16 protein-coding genes are annotated in these 15352 nt (G+C 59.8%); 2 read left to right on the top strand and 14 right to left on the bottom strand.

Going from position 1 to position 15352, the window contains the following annotated elements; genetic code table 11:
- Positions 1–5: 5 nt before the first annotated feature.
- The 4 genes from BMS17_RS01040 to BMS17_RS01025 all read right to left on the bottom strand — a co-directional run bounded on the left by BMS17_RS01040 (position 6) and on the right by BMS17_RS01025 (position 3597).
- Entirely contained in the window at positions 6–371 is a 366-nt protein-coding gene (locus tag BMS17_RS01040; protein ID WP_046027398.1) for a hypothetical protein, read from the bottom strand.
- Positions 368–730, bottom strand: a complete 363-nt coding sequence (locus tag BMS17_RS01035; RefSeq protein WP_077430220.1) for a P-II family nitrogen regulator — start codon at positions 728–730, stop codon at positions 368–370. The genes BMS17_RS01040 and BMS17_RS01035 overlap by 4 nt, the downstream gene beginning before the upstream one ends.
- On the bottom strand, positions 727–2511 hold the full coding sequence (locus BMS17_RS01030) for a DUF1538 domain-containing protein (RefSeq protein WP_077430219.1): 1785 nt from the start codon (positions 2509–2511) through the stop codon (positions 727–729). The genes BMS17_RS01035 and BMS17_RS01030 overlap by 4 nt, the downstream gene beginning before the upstream one ends.
- A gap of 249 nt (positions 2512–2760) precedes the next feature.
- A complete protein-coding gene (locus tag BMS17_RS01025; RefSeq protein ID WP_046027395.1) occupies positions 2761–3597 on the bottom strand; it encodes an NAD(P)H-binding protein in 837 nt (278 codons plus the stop codon).
- Positions 3598–3775: 178 nt separating this feature from the next.
- Between BMS17_RS01025 and BMS17_RS01020 the strand changes: the two genes are divergently transcribed.
- Positions 3776–4471: a TetR/AcrR family transcriptional regulator gene (locus tag BMS17_RS01020; protein ID WP_046027394.1), complete on the top strand. Its 696-nt coding sequence runs from the start codon at positions 3776–3778 to the stop codon at positions 4469–4471.
- Between the two features lie 5 nt (positions 4472–4476).
- Here the strand turns inward: BMS17_RS01020 and BMS17_RS01015 are convergent, their stop codons facing one another.
- The 9 genes from BMS17_RS01015 to BMS17_RS00975 all read right to left on the bottom strand — a co-directional run bounded on the left by BMS17_RS01015 (position 4477) and on the right by BMS17_RS00975 (position 13048).
- Entirely contained in the window at positions 4477–4761 is a 285-nt protein-coding gene (locus BMS17_RS01015; RefSeq protein WP_046027393.1) for a hypothetical protein, read from the bottom strand.
- Between the two features lie 205 nt (positions 4762–4966).
- Positions 4967–5197, bottom strand: coding sequence for a hypothetical protein (locus BMS17_RS01010; protein ID WP_007946177.1), 231 nt, complete (start codon positions 5195–5197; stop codon positions 4967–4969).
- Between the two features lie 132 nt (positions 5198–5329).
- The gene (locus BMS17_RS01005) at positions 5330–5551 is read right to left on the bottom strand and encodes a hypothetical protein (RefSeq protein WP_046027392.1); all 222 of its coding nucleotides are present in this window, start codon (positions 5549–5551) and stop codon (positions 5330–5332) included.
- Positions 5552–5623: 72 nt separating this feature from the next.
- On the bottom strand, positions 5624–6664 hold the full coding sequence (locus BMS17_RS01000; protein WP_046027391.1) for a DNA topoisomerase IB: 1041 nt from the start codon (positions 6662–6664) through the stop codon (positions 5624–5626).
- 76 nt (positions 6665–6740) lie between these two features.
- Positions 6741–7820 (bottom strand): molybdenum ABC transporter ATP-binding protein, encoded by a 1080-nt coding sequence (gene modC, locus BMS17_RS00995; protein ID WP_046027390.1) that lies wholly within the window; start codon positions 7818–7820, stop codon positions 6741–6743.
- A 3-nt stretch (positions 7821–7823) separates the two neighbouring features.
- Positions 7824–8504 (bottom strand): molybdate ABC transporter permease subunit, encoded by a 681-nt coding sequence (gene modB, locus BMS17_RS00990; protein WP_046027389.1) that lies wholly within the window; start codon positions 8502–8504, stop codon positions 7824–7826.
- On the bottom strand, positions 8505–9272 hold the full coding sequence (gene modA, locus BMS17_RS00985) for a molybdate ABC transporter substrate-binding protein (protein WP_046027388.1): 768 nt from the start codon (positions 9270–9272) through the stop codon (positions 8505–8507).
- A 149-nt stretch (positions 9273–9421) separates the two neighbouring features.
- The gene (locus BMS17_RS00980; protein ID WP_046027387.1) at positions 9422–10486 is read right to left on the bottom strand and encodes a nitronate monooxygenase family protein; all 1065 of its coding nucleotides are present in this window, start codon (positions 10484–10486) and stop codon (positions 9422–9424) included.
- A gap of 111 nt (positions 10487–10597) precedes the next feature.
- Complete coding sequence (locus BMS17_RS00975) at positions 10598–13048, bottom strand: autotransporter (protein ID WP_077430218.1); 2451 nt, start codon at positions 13046–13048, stop codon at positions 10598–10600.
- 176 nt (positions 13049–13224) lie between these two features.
- Between BMS17_RS00975 and BMS17_RS00970 the strand changes: the two genes are divergently transcribed.
- Positions 13225–14208 carry an MDR family oxidoreductase gene (locus BMS17_RS00970; RefSeq protein ID WP_077430217.1) on the top strand — a complete coding sequence of 328 codons (984 nt, stop codon included), beginning with the start codon at positions 13225–13227 and terminating at the stop codon, positions 14206–14208.
- Here the strand turns inward: BMS17_RS00970 and ada are convergent, their stop codons facing one another.
- On the bottom strand, positions 14209–15273 hold the full coding sequence (ada, locus tag BMS17_RS00965) for a bifunctional DNA-binding transcriptional regulator/O6-methylguanine-DNA methyltransferase Ada (protein WP_046027384.1): 1065 nt from the start codon (positions 15271–15273) through the stop codon (positions 14209–14211). It abuts the gene before it with no gap.
- Positions 15274–15352 lie beyond the last annotated feature (79 nt).

Here is a 15352-nt window from a genome sequence, read left to right as displayed (position 1 = left end):
CTGCGTTATTGCGTTACGTCCGTAGGCATCACCAGTGGCGTCGCGAAATTTAACGCAATCATGTACACCGAGCCTCTGCCCGGCTCGGTCAGCCCGGCGTGTGTGCAAATGAAGTCGAACACCGTCTCGGCCTGGGCTTCATCCACCACCACGTTGACCACCCGGGAGAGAACCGCCTCCGGCACCTCGTTGCGGGGGGCTTTGGCGGCCTGCAGTACGGCCACGCCGCGGCAACTGACGCTGTCCGCGCGCGTAATGCCATGCGCCTCCTGCAACAACAGCAGCAGCCTGCGTTCCGTGCCATCGTCGGGCAACACACAGGTAATGAGTTTTGCCGCGCCGCCCGGAATACCCGCAACCGCCACGCTCATGAGGCACTCCCTTGTTCCAGCATTTCGCGGGGAATGTAGGTGGCGACTTTTTCCACGGGTGTCGCATAGATCATGCCGGCACCGGGAACATCCAGGTTGGCCGCGTGGTAGATGGCCTCGAGTACTGCGTCTTGATAGTCGGCCGCGACCAGCAGACTGACCACTTCTTTCTCCGCATCGATGGCGATGCTGAGCAGGCCGTGCCGCTCACGGGGGCCAAGCCCGTGGGCGTGGTAGACAATGGCGCCTGGGGCGCCCATGCCCTGGGCCGCGCGGATCACCAGGTCGGCGCGTCCGACGGGGACGATGCAGGTGATCAGTGCAACGTCAGTCAGGTAGGTAATCCCTTCAGCTTTCATCCCGCTTCTCCGGTGTTCAATAATTGATTTGCAGGCTGTTGCGTAGCGGCCGTTGTCTGTCTCCACAGCTGGAAACGGGCCCACTGTCCGAGCAGCATGACGCTGATGACAGGACCGACGGATGCCATACAAAGAATGCCGAAACCCTCGACTGCGTTAGTGGCATTGCCCAGCCCCAGCCCCATGGCCAGAACGAGCGGCACGGTGATGGGCCCCGTGGTGACACCCGCGCTATCCCAGGCCACATTGACGAACTCCTCGGTCGAAAAAACCGTCAGTACCACAGCGATTAAATAGGGCGGCACCACCAGCCAGACCAGTGGCAGGCCGAACACCAGTTTGGCCACACCCACGGCAATACCGCAGGCGACGCCTATCGATACAGCACGTATCAGGCTGCGCTTGCGGATAAAACCGTTGGTAAGGGTTTCGGCGGTGACGCCGAGCGCATTCAGCGCAGGCTCGGCGACGGTTGCCCCGTACCCGAGCACCCAGGCGAACGCCAAGGCCAGCACCAGTCCCACTTGATAGATATAGAGCGGGGAGTTGTCCGCGCCGGGTGTCTGCATGAAGGCCGCCGGAATCAGCGACCCCGCGCTTCCTCCCAGCTTCGACAGACCGTAGGTCAACCCGAGATTGAACACGCACATGCCCACCACGGTGAGTGCGATACCGAGGAGGATCTCGCCGCGCCGCGGCAGGTTCTGGCGCAACAGCAGTTTCAGCACCACCATCAGGAATATCACCAAAGGCACGATGGCCCGCAGTCCCGAAACAATCTCCAGTCCGGGGCTGACTTCGTGCCAGGGTGCCGCCAGTTGTCCGGCCTCGGTAGCGGCTTGCGCGGCGGCGACGATTTCCGCCGGCGAGGAGATAGCCGCCACGTACAGGCCCAGCAGCATTACCCCGATGACGGGAAACAGCGAAGCCAAGGTGACAATACCGAACCCGGACAGCCCGGAACCGCCCTTGCCGGCGGCAGCCGCGATGCCGATGCCCAGCGCCAGCACCAGCGGTACAGTGACCGGCCCGGTGGTGACCGCGCCAGCATCCCAAGCCAAGCCGATAACTTTCGCAAGCTCAGGGTCACTGGACATGTACACCGTCAGCAACAGCACGGGCGCCAGCGATAAATAGATCAACGGCTTCAAGCTCCAGCCGTAGAGGAAGCGCAGCGTACCGGTTACAGCGGCCAGACCGACGCTGGCCCCCACAACCAGGACCAGTTCGCTGGTCCATTGGTTGAGTATCGCCCAGAGGTAGGGGGCGCGCTGCGCAGAAACGTTCTGCCCAGCGGCGCGCAGCGCGCCGATAGCGGGTTCGGCGAAAGTCACCCCGATACCCAGCAGCAGGGTAACCAGCAACACCACAGGCAGGGATAACTTGCGCGGAAGGTTGCTGCCGATTATTTCGCCGAAAGGCATCAGGCCGAGTTTCAGCCCTTCCATAAACAACATCAGCCCGACGATCACGGCGAACAAGCCGCCCGTGACAAGCAGCGAATCCTCCACCAACTGGCGCAAGATGATGATCTGAAACAGCACCAGGTACAGGGCCAAGGGCACCACGGCGCGAACCTGCTCCATCAGCCGGACATTGAGATAAGGCTTGAGGATGGCGGCGATCTCGCCAGCTCGTAATTTTGCAGTTTTGTGGGGCGCGGCCTGCCAGCGGCCATCGGCATCGCGAACGGGGGCGGACACCAGTTCACGCATGGGGATTTCGCGGCGACCGGCTCCGATCATATGCATGTAGTCGGCGTAGCGAATGGAGTCTTTCATAGGCTCATCTGTTCAGGTTGATCTACCGGTGTACGACTAACAGGTGCTCTCGTATTGTCGCGGCGCGGGTTAACAGCCGATGTGCTATTCCGGCCGCGAACAATTTTGCCTACGGTGAGCAGGTGAAGTTTTGACTTCGGTCAAGGTGCTGATTGCGCATTTGTGTCCGGGTGTTGCGAGCTGTGTCGTCAAGGTCGGCATGACCGAACAGGTATTGACCTCATTTTGAGTGCGCAGCGAATGTGTTGCTCATCCTTCATTCGCCCAGACACCCGTCGCTGCAGTGCGCCGAACATAATCGGTAAAGTCGCGTGCCGGACGGCCCAGTGCGCGCTGGACGCCATCGGCAAGGGGGGTATTGCGCCCGTCGAGCACGGTGGTGAAGAGGTACAGCACCAGGTCGATTAACCCGGCGGGAAGTTGCTCCTGTTCCAAGGCCTCTTTATAGGCTTGCGGCGGCACGGCGAGGAAGCGGATATCGCGACCGGTCGCTTGAGCGATCTGATTGACCGCCTCGGCGAACGTCAGCGCCTGTGGGCCCGTCAGCTCATAAAGCTGGCGTGAGTGTCCAGGTTCGGTCAGCGCCTGGACAGCAATCTCGGCAATATCCTCCACGTCGACAAAGGGCTCCGCGATATTGCCGACGGGTAGGGCGAGTTCGCCCTGAAGAATGGGCTCCAGAAAATGCGCTTCGCTGAAGTTCTGGAAGAACCAGCTGGCTCTCAAGATCGTCCAGTCGACACCGCTGTTTTGTATGACGCGTTCGGCTTGTTCAGCTTCGGCTTCTCCGCGCCCGGACAACAGCACCAGTTTGCTCACGCCACGCTTGACGGCCAGGTCGGTAAACGCCTGGACCGTTTCGACGGCGCCAGGAACGGCGAGGTCCGGCTGAAAGGAGATGTAAACGGCATCAACGCCATCAAGCTCCGCATCCCAGGTGATTCGATCCTCCCAGTCAAAGGGCGGATTTGCACCACGAGAACCCGAGCGCACCGGGCGTCCAGCCGATTGCAATTGCTGGAGGATTCGCCGGCCTGTTTTCCCCGTGCCACCGAGAATGAGGATGGTTTTTTGGGTGGTGTTCATCGCATTCATCTCCGTCGATTTAATGTGAGCAATACTCACGTTAAAAAGATGATAGATGCTCATGTTCTGCCGTCAACCAACGTCAGAACGGAAACCGACGTATGGCCATCTCCTTGGGTGTGTGGATAGGCGGTGCTAAGGTGAGTGCTTGTCACCTTATTAATCGAGAATCACGCCAGTGCCGAAGAAAGCCACCACCGGGCTCGAGAAAACCATTTCAGAGCCAGCGCGACGTAATCCCACGCAACAACGTAGTCGCGAGCGGCTGGAGCGAATCCTTGCCGTGGCAACGCAGCTGATCGCGACCAAGGGCAGCGATTCGTTAAAGATGAGTGAAATTGCCGAGCGCTCGGAGATATCGATCGGGTCGCTTTATCAGTATTTTCCAGACAAGAGCTCGGTGATCCGCACACTGGCCGAGCGCTATAACGCCGAGAGTCGCCGGTGTATCGAAGCCGCACTCGCAGCGGTTCAGGACGCGGCAGGGTTGCGCGAGGCCTATGCGAACCTGCTCGATCAATACTTCGACATTGTTCAGGCAGAGCCCGCGATGCGTGATATCTGGTCGGGGATGCAGGCCGACAAGCAATTGGTGGCGCTGGAGTTGGAAGAGAGTCGTGTGGCGGGCCGGTTACTGACCGATACGATGCTGCGAGTATTTCCAGGCAGTGATGTGCAGCGCGTTGCGGATGCCGCTTTTTTGATCTGGCAACTGGGTGAAGCGACCATGCGGTTGGCCATCACCTGCGAACCTGAAGAGGGGCGGCGACTGGTGGATGCGTTCAAGCGCATGTCGCTCGCGGAAATCATGGCACCCGCAAGCGATGCTTTGGGCAGCACCGGGTCGAGCGAAGTCGACCCTGCTGTCAACTGAGCCTGTTAAACAAAAGGTTGGCCGGCAAAACCACGAGGCAGTCTTTGCAACCCGGCCATGGCGGAGAGCCGTTCGACCCAGGCGGCACGCCAATCATTGGCGGTGTGAGTGGCTTTGGTCTTGCGTGCGGCACGGCGTGCTGCATTGCGCTGGGCCTTGCGCGCTTCCTTGTACGCATCGGTGTTTCGGCAGCTTCGGCATTTCACCCGATTCAATTCCTGGGTGGAAGTGAGGTTGCTGCCCTTGTGACCGCAGGCCAGATGCCCGCTGACTTTGAAGTGGGTGACCATGGTACGTCTCCTTCGCGACGTGTGATGGTTTGACCCCTGGCGAACGACAGCGTTCGATCGCTGTGTTGCGAGCAAAAAAAGCCCAGCGCAAGGCCGGGTTGGGGGAGCGGCAGATACTCAGGCAGGGGCGAACACGGTGACGATGAGGTCGCCGTTCATGTGCCCTGAAACAGGCCCTGTTCTCGCGTCGCGTGTCCGGATCGAATCATCTGAACCGTGGGAGGGGCGGGTCGACAGGTTTCAACGACGACAGCGTGTTTCGAATCAGAGGCGTGTCTTTTTCGATGTCGTTCAGCCGGTCACGAATTCTGAGGGCTGTAGGGTGCCCTCCTTGATGATCGACCCAGTCGGCAATTTCCTTGCACGCGGCAGCAAGGCGAGCCTGGCGGGAGTCAAGCAGGGTGAGGAGGGTGGTGATGGACTCTTTTTCGGACATGGCAAACACCTCCGTTGAAGAACCTGGCAATTGGCAGCAAAAAGCCCGCTGGGTGCGAGCTGTCTGCCGATGGGGTCACTGATCCTTCAGCTATTTCTCAGTATAGTCCCGCAGCAGACGGGTGAATGGTCATCAACCTTGACGGACCATCAGTTGCGACGTGGCATTGAGCCGTTGGCATTCTTTTCTGGCATCCGCTTCAGAATCGTAGCCATCGCCGATGAAACCCTGGGTGCGAGTGTCGGCGATGCGATACCAGACGGCAGCGTCGGGTGGCGGGTGACCCGCTTCTCCGGCTCGGCGACCATGAATGATGATCTTGTTGCATCGCTTCACAACGAAAATGTCTTCCATGGCGTCACCGTAGCTAATTCTTGTTCAGATCAACTATAGAAGTTCTTTGTGATCGTGCAAAAAATAGACAGGTCAGTTCGTCGCTTCAGCAGTGGCGATCATTCGCTCAAGGAACATTGCCAGCCCGACTTCCTCTGGCCTGAGCCCTTTACGCAACCTGGGTCTGGGCAGTTCAGCCAAGGCTCCTAGCCAAAAGGCGTCGAACACTGCCGGATGGATATAGCATTTTCGGCACACCGCAGGCGTGTTGCCCAGTTGCCTGGCGACGTTTTTGACCATTTCCACGACTTGTCGTTTCGCCTCCGACTCCGGTTCCCACGGCATGTCGCGCAACACGGACAACGCCAGCACACTGCCCGCCCAGGTGCGGTAGTCCTTGGCAGTGAAATCGGCGCCCGTGAGGGTTTGCAGGTAGGCGTTGACGTCGGCGGAACTGATGGTGTGCCGCTCGCCGTTTTCATCCAGATACTGAAACAGGTTTTGCCCGGGAATGTCCTGACAGCGCTTGATGATGCGTGCCAGGCGCCGGTCTTTCACTGTGATCTGGTGCTCGACACCGCTCTTGCCGCGAAACTGGAACCGGATCGCACTGCCGTTGACTTCAACGTGACGGCTGCGCAGGGTGGTCAGGCCATAGGAGCGATTGTCCCGGGCGTATTGCGTGTTTCCGACCCGGATCAATGTCGCATCGAGCAAGGTGATGACAGTGGCCATGACTTTGTCTCGGCTGAAGCCGGGCGCCGCCAGCAACGTTTCGAGCTGTTTACGCAAGGTTGGCAACGCCAGGCCAAAGTCCCGCAGGCGCGAGTATTTATCGGCATCACGCACTTCACGCCAGCGCGGGTGGTAGCGGTATTGCTTGCGCCCGCGAGCGTCGCGACCGGTGGCTTGCAGATGGCCGCGTGGGTCGGCGCAAATCCACACCTCCGTATACGCCGGCGGCACGGCAAGGGCATTGAGGCGTTTGATTTCGTCCGGGTCTGTAATGCGTTGAGCGGAAGGGTCGAAGTAGCTGAATTTTCCACGCAATAGTTTGCGGGTGATTCCGGGCTGCGTGTCATCGACATAGTGCAGGTCGGGTGGCAATACATCTGGCAGCGCGTTATCGGCCATGGCGCGTCATCCTCGACGACAAATCAGGGGGCAATACAGCCATTGACCGCACCCATTCGCCGTCGTGCCAGCGGATTCAAGCCAGGACAGCCACCGCTTTGATTTGTGCCCAGAGTTGCTGTCCGGGATGCACCCCCAACTGGTCGCGAGAATAGCGGGTGATGCGTGACAGCAAAGGCGTGCCCGCGGCGTTCAGGCGGATCAGCACGTGGGCGGCATTATCGGCACCGATTTCACTGATGACTGTTACCGGCAAGCGATTGAGGATGCTGCTTTGCTCGATGCCATGCAGGCTCAGGCTGACATCGCGCGCTTGAACTTTGCAACGCAGTGCCTGGCCAAGCGGCATAGGTGCATGGGCTACGCGAATGCCCAGGTCGGTATCAGGCAACTGCAAGGTCAACAACTGATAGTGGGCGTCATACGCGCTTACGTGCCCCTCGATCACCACACCCGCGTCGTCGCCCAACGCCATTGGCAGGTCGAGGCGCGCGAGGGTTTCTCCGATGGGGCCGCTGGCCAGTGCCTTGCCCTCGCTGAGCAGGACGATATGGTCGGCCAGTCGGGCCACCTCATCCTGCGAGTGACTGACGTACAGCACCGGGATTTCCAGTTCATCGTGCAGGCGTTGCAGGTACGGCAGGATTTCGTTTTTTCGCTGACTGTCGAGCGCTGCCAGCGGTTCGTCCATCAGCAACAGTTGCGGGCTGGTGAGCAGCGCACGGGCGATGCCGACTCGCTGCCGTTCGCCACCGGAAAGGTGCTGCGGGTGACGCTCCAACAGATGGCCGATTCCCAGCAGTTCCGTGGCATGACCCATGTCGACCCGACGCTGTTGTTTCGGGATGCGCTTGAGGCCAAATTCCAGATTCGCCAACACCGACAGATGCGAAAACAGGCTGGCTTCCTGGAAGACATAACCCAGCGCGCGCTTATGCGGCGGGACAAAAATCTTCTTTTCGCTGTCCTGCCAGACCTCATCGTTGACCCGGATGAAACCCTGTTGGGCTCGCTCCAGGCCCGCGATACAGCGCAGGCAAGTGGTCTTTCCAGAGCCCGAGTGTCCGTAAAGTGCCGTCACTCCACGGCCGGGCATTTGCAAGTCCACGTCCAGGGCGAACCCCGAATAGCTGAGTTTCAGACGCATATCGATCATCGATCAGCTCCAGCCCGCTTTGGTTTTACGGCTGGAGTACAGCGCCAGCAATACAGCAAAGGAGAACACCAGCATCGCCCCGGCCAGCCAATGGGCCTGGGCGTATTCCATGGCTTCAACGTGATCGTAGATTTGCACTGAAACCACGCGGGTCTTGTCCGGGATGTTGCCGCCGATCATCAGCACCACGCCGAACTCGCCGACAGTGTGGGCGAATCCGAGAATCGCGGCGGTGATAAAACCGGGCCGCGCCAGCGGCAGGATCACGCTGAAGAAGGTGTCCCACGGATTGGCACGTAAGGTTGCGGCGACTTCCAGCGGACGAGTGCCGATGGCGGAGAACGCGTTTTGCAGCGGCTGAATCACGAACGGCATTGAATAAAGCACCGAGCCGACGACCAGCCCCGCAAAACTGAATGTCAGGGTGCCGAGCCCCAGCGATTGAGTGAACTGGCCAACAACGCCGTGAGGCCCTAGCACCAGTAACAAATAAAAACCAATCACCGTGGGCGGCAGGACCAGGGGCAGGGCGACGATCGCCCCGACCGGGCCGCGAAACCAGGAGCGGGTGCGCGACAGCCATAACGCAATCGGAGTGCCGATGACTAGCAGAATGGCTGTCGTCAGGGACGCCAGTTTGAGGGTCAGCCAGATGGCGGCGAAGTCGGCACTCGTCAGCGTCATTTAGAGTTGGTAACCGTAGGATTTGATGACAGCGGCAGCTTTCGGCCCCTTGAGGTAATCAACCAGCGCCTTGGCAGCCGGGTTGTCCTTGCCTTTGTTGAGGATCACCGCGTCTTGTTTGATCGGGTCATGCATGTCGGCGGGTACGATCCACGCCGAACCGCTGGTGACTTTGCCGTCTTTGTAGATCTGCGACAAGGCTACAAAGCCAAGTTCGGCGTTGCCGGTGGAAACGAACTGATAAGCCTGGGTGATGTTCTGGCCTTCAACGATCTTGTCCTTGACCTTGTCGGTCAGGCCCAGCTTGGCCAGTACTTGAGTGGCGGCCAGGCCGTAAGGCGCGGCTTTGGGGTTGGCGATGGACAGGTGTGCGTATTCGTTCTTTTTCAGCACGTCGCCCTTGGCATCGACGTAGCCATCTTTGGCCGACCACAACGCCAGGGTGCCAATGGCGTAGGTGAAGCGGGAACCCTTGACCGTGTCGCCTTCGGTTTCGAGTTTTTGCGGTGTGCTGTCATCTGCCGAGAGGAACACTTCGAACGGCGCGCCATTCTTGATCTGGGTGTAGAACTGGCCAGTTGCACCGTACGCGGCGACCAGTTTGTGCCCGGTGTCTTTCTCGAAATCGGCAGCGATGGCCTGGATCGGGGCAGTAAAGTTGGCAGCAACGGCGACCTGGACTTCGTCCGCGTGGGCGGAGCTGAAAGTAAAGACTGCGATCAGGCTGGCGAGGCAGGAAGGGGCAAAACGTGAGGCACGACTGGTCATCAAATGGCTCCGTGGTAGGCGAGTGCAGCAATGGGGGTAATCGCTATATAAAAGAATATATAGCGAAATGCCTTTAAACGGAACGTGTTGGTTTGTCGCATAAACCTGTGCCGCTGCCGCAACCTTTGGCGGCGGCTACAGGGCTGGTCTTATAGACGGGTCAGCTTGGCCAATGCTTCTTCTGCCAGGCGTCGGGTCAATTCTGCTGTCGTCATTTCAGCGCTCAATCGGAACGCCTGGCCAGCCCACAGGTTGCTGAAGTCTGCCTCGTCCTTGGCTCGCAACGGCATCAGCGCGCCGCCGGCGAGCGGGAAGGTCGGCGCTTTATCGCTGATCGGCCCGAGTTCGCGCATCACCCGGTTGAGAATTCCTCGGGCGGGGCGCCCTGTGAAAATGTTGGTGACGGCAGTCTCGCTTTCTTTTGCCGTGCGCAACGCTGTGTAGTGAGACTTGCTGACCTTGGCTTCTGGCGTGAACAAGTAAGCAGTGCCCACCTGTACCGCCGAAGCGCCCAGCATGAAGGCGGCCGCAACGCCTCGTGCATCACTGATCCCGCCGGCAGCAATCACCGGTACTTTCACGGCATCAACGATCTGAGGCACCAAGGCGAACGTCCCCACCTGGCTGCTCAGGTCCTTGCTGAGGAACATCCCGCGATGACCACCGGCCTCGTAACCCATGGCGATGATGGCGTCGCAGCCATGCTGTTCCAGCCAGACAGCTTCTTCGACGGTAGTGGCTGAGGAAAGTATTTTGGCGCCGGTGGCTTTTACCCGGTCCAGCAGGGATTTTTCCGGGAGGCCGAAGTGAAAGCTCACGACTTCAGGGCGAAACTCTTCGACCAACTCACAGGCGGCGGCATCGAACGGCGCTCGATTTGAAACGGGCGTCGGTGCTTCGAAATCGACGCCCAGCTCCCGGTAGTAAGGTTCCAGCAGTTGCTTCCAGTCCCGGGCGCGCTGCTCATCAGGCGCCGGAGGTTGATGGCAGAAATAGTTGATGTTGAATGGGCGCTGGCAGTGTTGGCGAATCGTCTTCAGCTCCTCGCGCAGTTGCTCGATGCTCAGCATGGCCGCAGGCATCGAGCCCAGACCGCCGGCGTTACTCGCTGCGATGACCATTGCCGATCCATTGGCGCCGGCCATGGGGGCCTGGATGATTGGCAGGTCGATACCAAGCAGGTCAAGAATGCGGGTGTCTGGCCATTGGCTCATTTGAATGATTCTCCGACATCAAAACAGGGCAGGGACGGTAGAACAGGTTTTTACCAGCAATGACTGGCGCAGGGCCAGCCGACTTTTGGCCGGCTTGCTGGAAAACCGCGCTTAGCGTCGATGCAGGCCACCGCCGCCCCCAAACGAATGACTCATGAACTGAGAGGAGCTGTGGTAGTTGTTAAAACGTTGGTTGCCGAAGTCGCGGGCGGCAGACTCCCGATCCAGGCTTTGCATTTGCGTGGTGTTCACCGGGTTGACTCGAGTTTCGCCGCCCCTGACCATCGACTGCCAGCCATCATCGGTTTTTCTGTAGACGTTGCCATCATGCCCGGCGTAGACGTTGCCACCGACATGACCTACGCCTGAGTTACGTCCGCTGATGCCGCCGTACTGGGTGGTATTTCCGGTGTTGGGGTTGTAAACGGCACCACGGTTGGCATCGACCTGCGTCCCGTAACGAGCATTGCCGACTGTTACATGCTGCCCCGCGATCGCGCCGCCATCAGGCCCTACAGCAACGCCACTGCGCCCCGCCGCATAATTGCCGGTGTAAACGTTGTGCACCGCGCCGCGTTGACCGGCTGCCGCGACACCGGTCCGTGAGTTGTAGGAAGAGCCAACCTCACCCGCCCAGCGATTGCCGGTCCAGGCGTTGTAGCCGGCACCGTATCGACTGACTGACGCTCGATCACCCCATTGGCGGTAGATGTTGCCAGTTGTACCGGCCCAGCCACCGGGGCCCCAGGCAACAGCGCCACCGTGATAGCCATAGGCGCCGCCGGCCCAAGGCAATGGCGCCGGATAAAGGTGAGGGCCCCAGGCATACCCCCAGCCGTAATTTCCCCACCAGGGATAGGCGCCCCAACCCCAACCCATGGCCACGGTGCTGCCACCCCAACTCCAGCCGAAACCAAAGCCGAATGTCCAGCCGGTCCAAGGGGTGTAGCGCATGGCGACGCCAAATCCGTAGGTTACGGGTGGCCCGTACCAGACGCTGCCCACCCACGGTGTATAGGGATAACCCGTGCCATAAACCACCACGCCGCTGTCCGGATCAATTGTGGTGCCCTGATACCCCGGCGTATAACCCACCACCACGGTGTCGCCATTGGCCTCGTAGACTTTGACGTAAGTGATGTAGTGCATCGGTGAGTTCGGTGGAATCGAGTAGATCACCGACGGCACGGAAGTGGCGACCAGCCATGGGCCTTGAACCGAGCTGGCGTTGAACCAGATGCCGTTCTCGACCGCATACCAGCTGTTGGCGTTGACCATGATGATTGGCGTTGCTGTGTTCACCACGTATTGCAGCGGCGTGCCGCTGATGGCCTTGAGTTGCGGTTCTCCGTCGAACTGCGGCGTACTCATTTTGACCGCGCTTTTGTTGATCGCCGAGGTTTGCGGGATGGTGGCCGCAATGGCGGCTTCCTTGGCCTGTGGCGTGCCGGCAACGGAGGCCTTCACGTTCTCCTTGGCGCTGTCATCGGGAATGTTGGCGAAGTCGGTGGGCAGTTTGTCGGCGGGGACGAAGGTCCATGGCCCCTTCATGTCAGTTGCCTTGAACCAGCGTCCGGAGATCAGCACATAACTGTCCTGGTCACCGATTTCCTTGAAGAGGTGTCCGGTAGTGTTGGTGACATAAAGCAGTTGTGTACCTTCAATCGGTTGCCACTGGGGCGCACCGTCGGTGACGATCAGCTCGGTCGGCGCGGTGGCGATATGGATCTGCGGGATCGGTGGCTTGGCCAGGGTCGGTATCTTGTCCTTTGGATCACTCTGACCGGTCAGCAGGTCGACCTGACGGCTCTGGATCGCAGCTTTCCTGGCGGTCTCCAGTTCGGCCGAGGGCGATGGCACCGGCGTGTATTGGCCGCCCAACTGATCCGCGATCATCCAGCCATCAAATACATGCAGGTAGTGTTTGCCTTGAGCATCCTTGAGCAGCAGCGGGCGGGTGTTGATGACCCGCTCCAGCGAAGTGCCGACTACCGGGCGATAAGCCGGTTCCCCATCGATGTACACCAGGATCGCCGGTACATCAGAGGTGATGATTGCCGGCGGCGCGTTCTCGATAGGTTCGCCACTGGACTTTTTCTCGGCGGCAAGCACCCCCACAGCGGCTTCCAGTTGATCGAGGGAAATGGTTTTCTTGCGATCGGTCGCGTCTTTTTGCAGGGCCATGACCCAGGTGTCGGCTTGTGCAGCGCTGGATGGGAAATCGGCTTTGATGAGGGTGTATTGATCGAGCGCAACCCAGCGGGTGGCTTTGTCGACCAGCGTATGGGCGCTGAATTGCACAATGCCGTAGGTGGATTTTCCATCGGCCCCGGTGGCCTCGACCGCTGCCCGCGCCTGCAAGGTGTAACCGTCCCAACTGTCGAGCTGTGGCTGGTAAACGGTTAGCCTGGTATCCCCGCTGGTCAGAACTTGAGGCCAGGTCGGCGCTGACGGTGCCTCGTTGGCAGGGGCCCCGGAATGGGTCGTCGGTGCGGCCTGCACCGAGGTAAAAAACAACAGGCAGAGCATCAGCAGAACGATACGGAAGCGGGGGTGAGGCATTGTCAGCTCCATTGACGAGACGGCTTTTCGGGTATTTCAGTACCGCGAAAAACAGCATAGTCGGACCGGGTGGAAACGCTCGGCACTTAGACGCTTTAGCTTAAAGTCTTGTACGGCGAGATGTTTCTTTGTGGTATTTCAAGGGTCCACCTGATTGACTCCATTGAGAGGCAGTGATGTTCAAAGGCATTTTGATCGACAAAGATGACAGCGGCTACCGGGCCACACTTCAAGAGATCAATGACGATCAACTGCCCGAGGGCGATGTAACGGTACGCGTGGCGTACAGCACGCTGAACTTCAAGGATGGATTGGCAATTACCGGCAGCAGTCCGGTGGTGCGAAAGTTTCCGATGGTGCCGGGGATTGATCTGGCAGGTACTGTCGAAGTCAGTGATCACCCGGACTACAAGGTCGGTGATCAAGTCGTACTCAATGGCTGGGGTGTAGGCGAAGGGCATTGGGGCGGGCTGGCACAGAAAGCACGTCTGAACGGTGACTGGCTGATCCCGTTGCCAAAGGAATTTACCACCGCTCAGGCCATGGCGGTCGGCACGGCAGGCTACACGGCCATGCTGAGCATCCTGGCGCTGGAGCATAACGGCGTGACGCCCGAGCAAGGCGAAGTGCTGGTGACCGGTGCCAACGGCGGTGTCGGCAGTTTCGCCATCGCGCTGCTGAGCAAACTGGGCTATCGCGTCGTCGCATCCACCGGGCGCACGTCCGAGCACGACTACCTCAAACAGCTGGGAGCGAGTGAAATCATCGACCGCGCTACGTTGTCCGAACCCGCCAAACCACTGGCCAAAGAGCGTTGGGCGGCGGTCATCGACTCGGTCGGCAGCCACACATTGGCCAATGCCTGTGCCAGTACGAAGGCGAATGGCACGGTAACGGCCTGTGGCCTGGCACAAGGCATGGACTTCCCGGCCTCTGTCGCCCCGTTCATTTTGCGCGGTGTGACCTTGGCCGGGATCAACAGCGTGACCCAGCCAAAGGCCAGACGCGTGTTGGCCTGGAATCGACTGGCCAAGGACCTGGACTTCTCGTTGTTGCCGCTGATCAGCCATGAAATCGGCTTGAGTGAAGCCATCGATGCCGCACCGCGCTTGCTTGCCGGGCAATTGCGCGGGCGGGTGGTGGTCGATGTGAATCGCTGATCAGCGCGTCTCGCGTTCCAGCAACTGACGCTTGCGCTCAACCCCCCAGCGATAACCCGACAGGTTGCCATCGCTGCGTACCACGCGATGGCAAGGGATTGCCACCGCCAGGCTGTTCGCGCCACATGCCTGGGCCACGGCGCGCACCGCCTTCGGCGAACCGATGCGTTGGGCGATGTCGGCATAGCTGGCGGTACGGCCGGCGGGAATCTCACGCAGGGCTTGCCAGACGCGTTCCTGGAACGCCGTGCCGCGTACGTCCAGCGGCAAGTCGAGGCCGATGGCCGGGGCTTCAATAAACCCTACAACCTTGGCGATCAATTGCTCGAAATCATGGTCGGCACCGATCAGGTTCGCGCGGCGAAACTTGTCTTGCAGATCGCAGACCAACTGGTGCGGGTCGTCCCCGAGCAAAATCGCGCAAACGCCGCGTTCACTTTGCGCAACCAGAATCGCCCCCAGGGAGCACTGGCCGACGGCAAAGCGGATGTCGTTGTTCTGTCCGGCAGCGCGGTAGTCTCCAGGTTTCATGCCTAACAGGTGATCGGCTGCTTCATAGAATCGACTGTTGGAGTTGAAACCGGCCTCATACAGAGCGTCGGTGATGGTCCCCCCATCAGCCAGACGTTCGCGCACCTTGCGCGAGCGATGGGCCGTGGCGTAGCCCTTGGGTGTCAGCCCGGTGACGGCTTTGAACACTCGATGGAAATGGAAACTGCTCAGGCCCGCTGCGTCGGCCAGTTCATTGAGTGCAGGCAGATTTTCGGCGGACTCGATGTGCCGGCAGGCTGCGGCCACCGTGGCCGCGTGTTGAGCGGCGACATCACTTTGATCTTTAACGGCTCGTTTGCTCGGACGATAGCCTGCCGCCTGAGCTTGCTCCGGCGTGTCGAAAAACTCCACATTCTGCGGTTTTGGCAAACGTGCGAGGCTGCTGGGGCGACAGTAGATGCCGGTGGTTTTTACGGCATAGACAAATTGCCCGTCCGCGGCAGGATCGCGGGCGACGACCGCGGCCCAGCGAGGATCGATTTCAGTCACTGTTTTAGTCGAATGAGTTGTCATGTCGGTATTTCCATTGACCTGTTTCATTCAGATTAATCAGACAGAAGTGGCGCAGCACTCCGGGTCTTGCGGTCAAATT

This window comes from Pseudomonas sp. C9, assembly GCF_002000165.1.
Lineage (GTDB): Bacteria > Pseudomonadota > Gammaproteobacteria > Pseudomonadales > Pseudomonadaceae > Aquipseudomonas.
This window is presented reverse-complemented; position numbering and strand designations above follow the sequence as displayed.

What these genes read in the sequence shown, in the direction of transcription:
- ada (WP_046027384.1), bottom strand. Translation starts at nt 15,273, where the DNA reads ATGACAACTCATTCGACTAAAACAGTGACTGAAATCGATCCTCGCTGG.
- BMS17_RS01035 (WP_077430220.1), bottom strand. Translation starts at nt 730, where the DNA reads ATGAAAGCTGAAGGGATTACCTACCTGACTGACGTTGCACTGATCACC.
- BMS17_RS00970 (WP_077430217.1), top strand. Translation starts at nt 13,225, where the DNA reads ATGTTCAAAGGCATTTTGATCGACAAAGATGACAGCGGCTACCGGGCC.
- modA (WP_046027388.1), bottom strand. Translation starts at nt 9,272, where the DNA reads ATGACCAGTCGTGCCTCACGTTTTGCCCCTTCCTGCCTCGCCAGCCTG.
- BMS17_RS00975 (WP_077430218.1), bottom strand. Translation starts at nt 13,048, where the DNA reads ATGCCTCACCCCCGCTTCCGTATCGTTCTGCTGATGCTCTGCCTGTTG.
- BMS17_RS01000 (WP_046027391.1), bottom strand. Translation starts at nt 6,664, where the DNA reads ATGGCCGATAACGCGCTGCCAGATGTATTGCCACCCGACCTGCACTAT.
- BMS17_RS00980 (WP_046027387.1), bottom strand. Translation starts at nt 10,486, where the DNA reads ATGAGCCAATGGCCAGACACCCGCATTCTTGACCTGCTTGGTATCGAC.
- BMS17_RS01015 (WP_046027393.1), bottom strand. Translation starts at nt 4,761, where the DNA reads ATGGTCACCCACTTCAAAGTCAGCGGGCATCTGGCCTGCGGTCACAAG.
- BMS17_RS01025 (WP_046027395.1), bottom strand. Translation starts at nt 3,597, where the DNA reads ATGAACACCACCCAAAAAACCATCCTCATTCTCGGTGGCACGGGGAAA.
- BMS17_RS01040 (WP_046027398.1), bottom strand. Translation starts at nt 371, where the DNA reads ATGAGCGTGGCGGTTGCGGGTATTCCGGGCGGCGCGGCAAAACTCATT.
- modC (WP_046027390.1), bottom strand. Translation starts at nt 7,820, where the DNA reads ATGATCGATATGCGTCTGAAACTCAGCTATTCGGGGTTCGCCCTGGAC.
- BMS17_RS01005 (WP_046027392.1), bottom strand. Translation starts at nt 5,551, where the DNA reads ATGGAAGACATTTTCGTTGTGAAGCGATGCAACAAGATCATCATTCAT.
- modB (WP_046027389.1), bottom strand. Translation starts at nt 8,504, where the DNA reads ATGACGCTGACGAGTGCCGACTTCGCCGCCATCTGGCTGACCCTCAAA.
- BMS17_RS01030 (WP_077430219.1), bottom strand. Translation starts at nt 2,511, where the DNA reads ATGAAAGACTCCATTCGCTACGCCGACTACATGCATATGATCGGAGCC.
- BMS17_RS01010 (WP_007946177.1), bottom strand. Translation starts at nt 5,197, where the DNA reads ATGTCCGAAAAAGAGTCCATCACCACCCTCCTCACCCTGCTTGACTCC.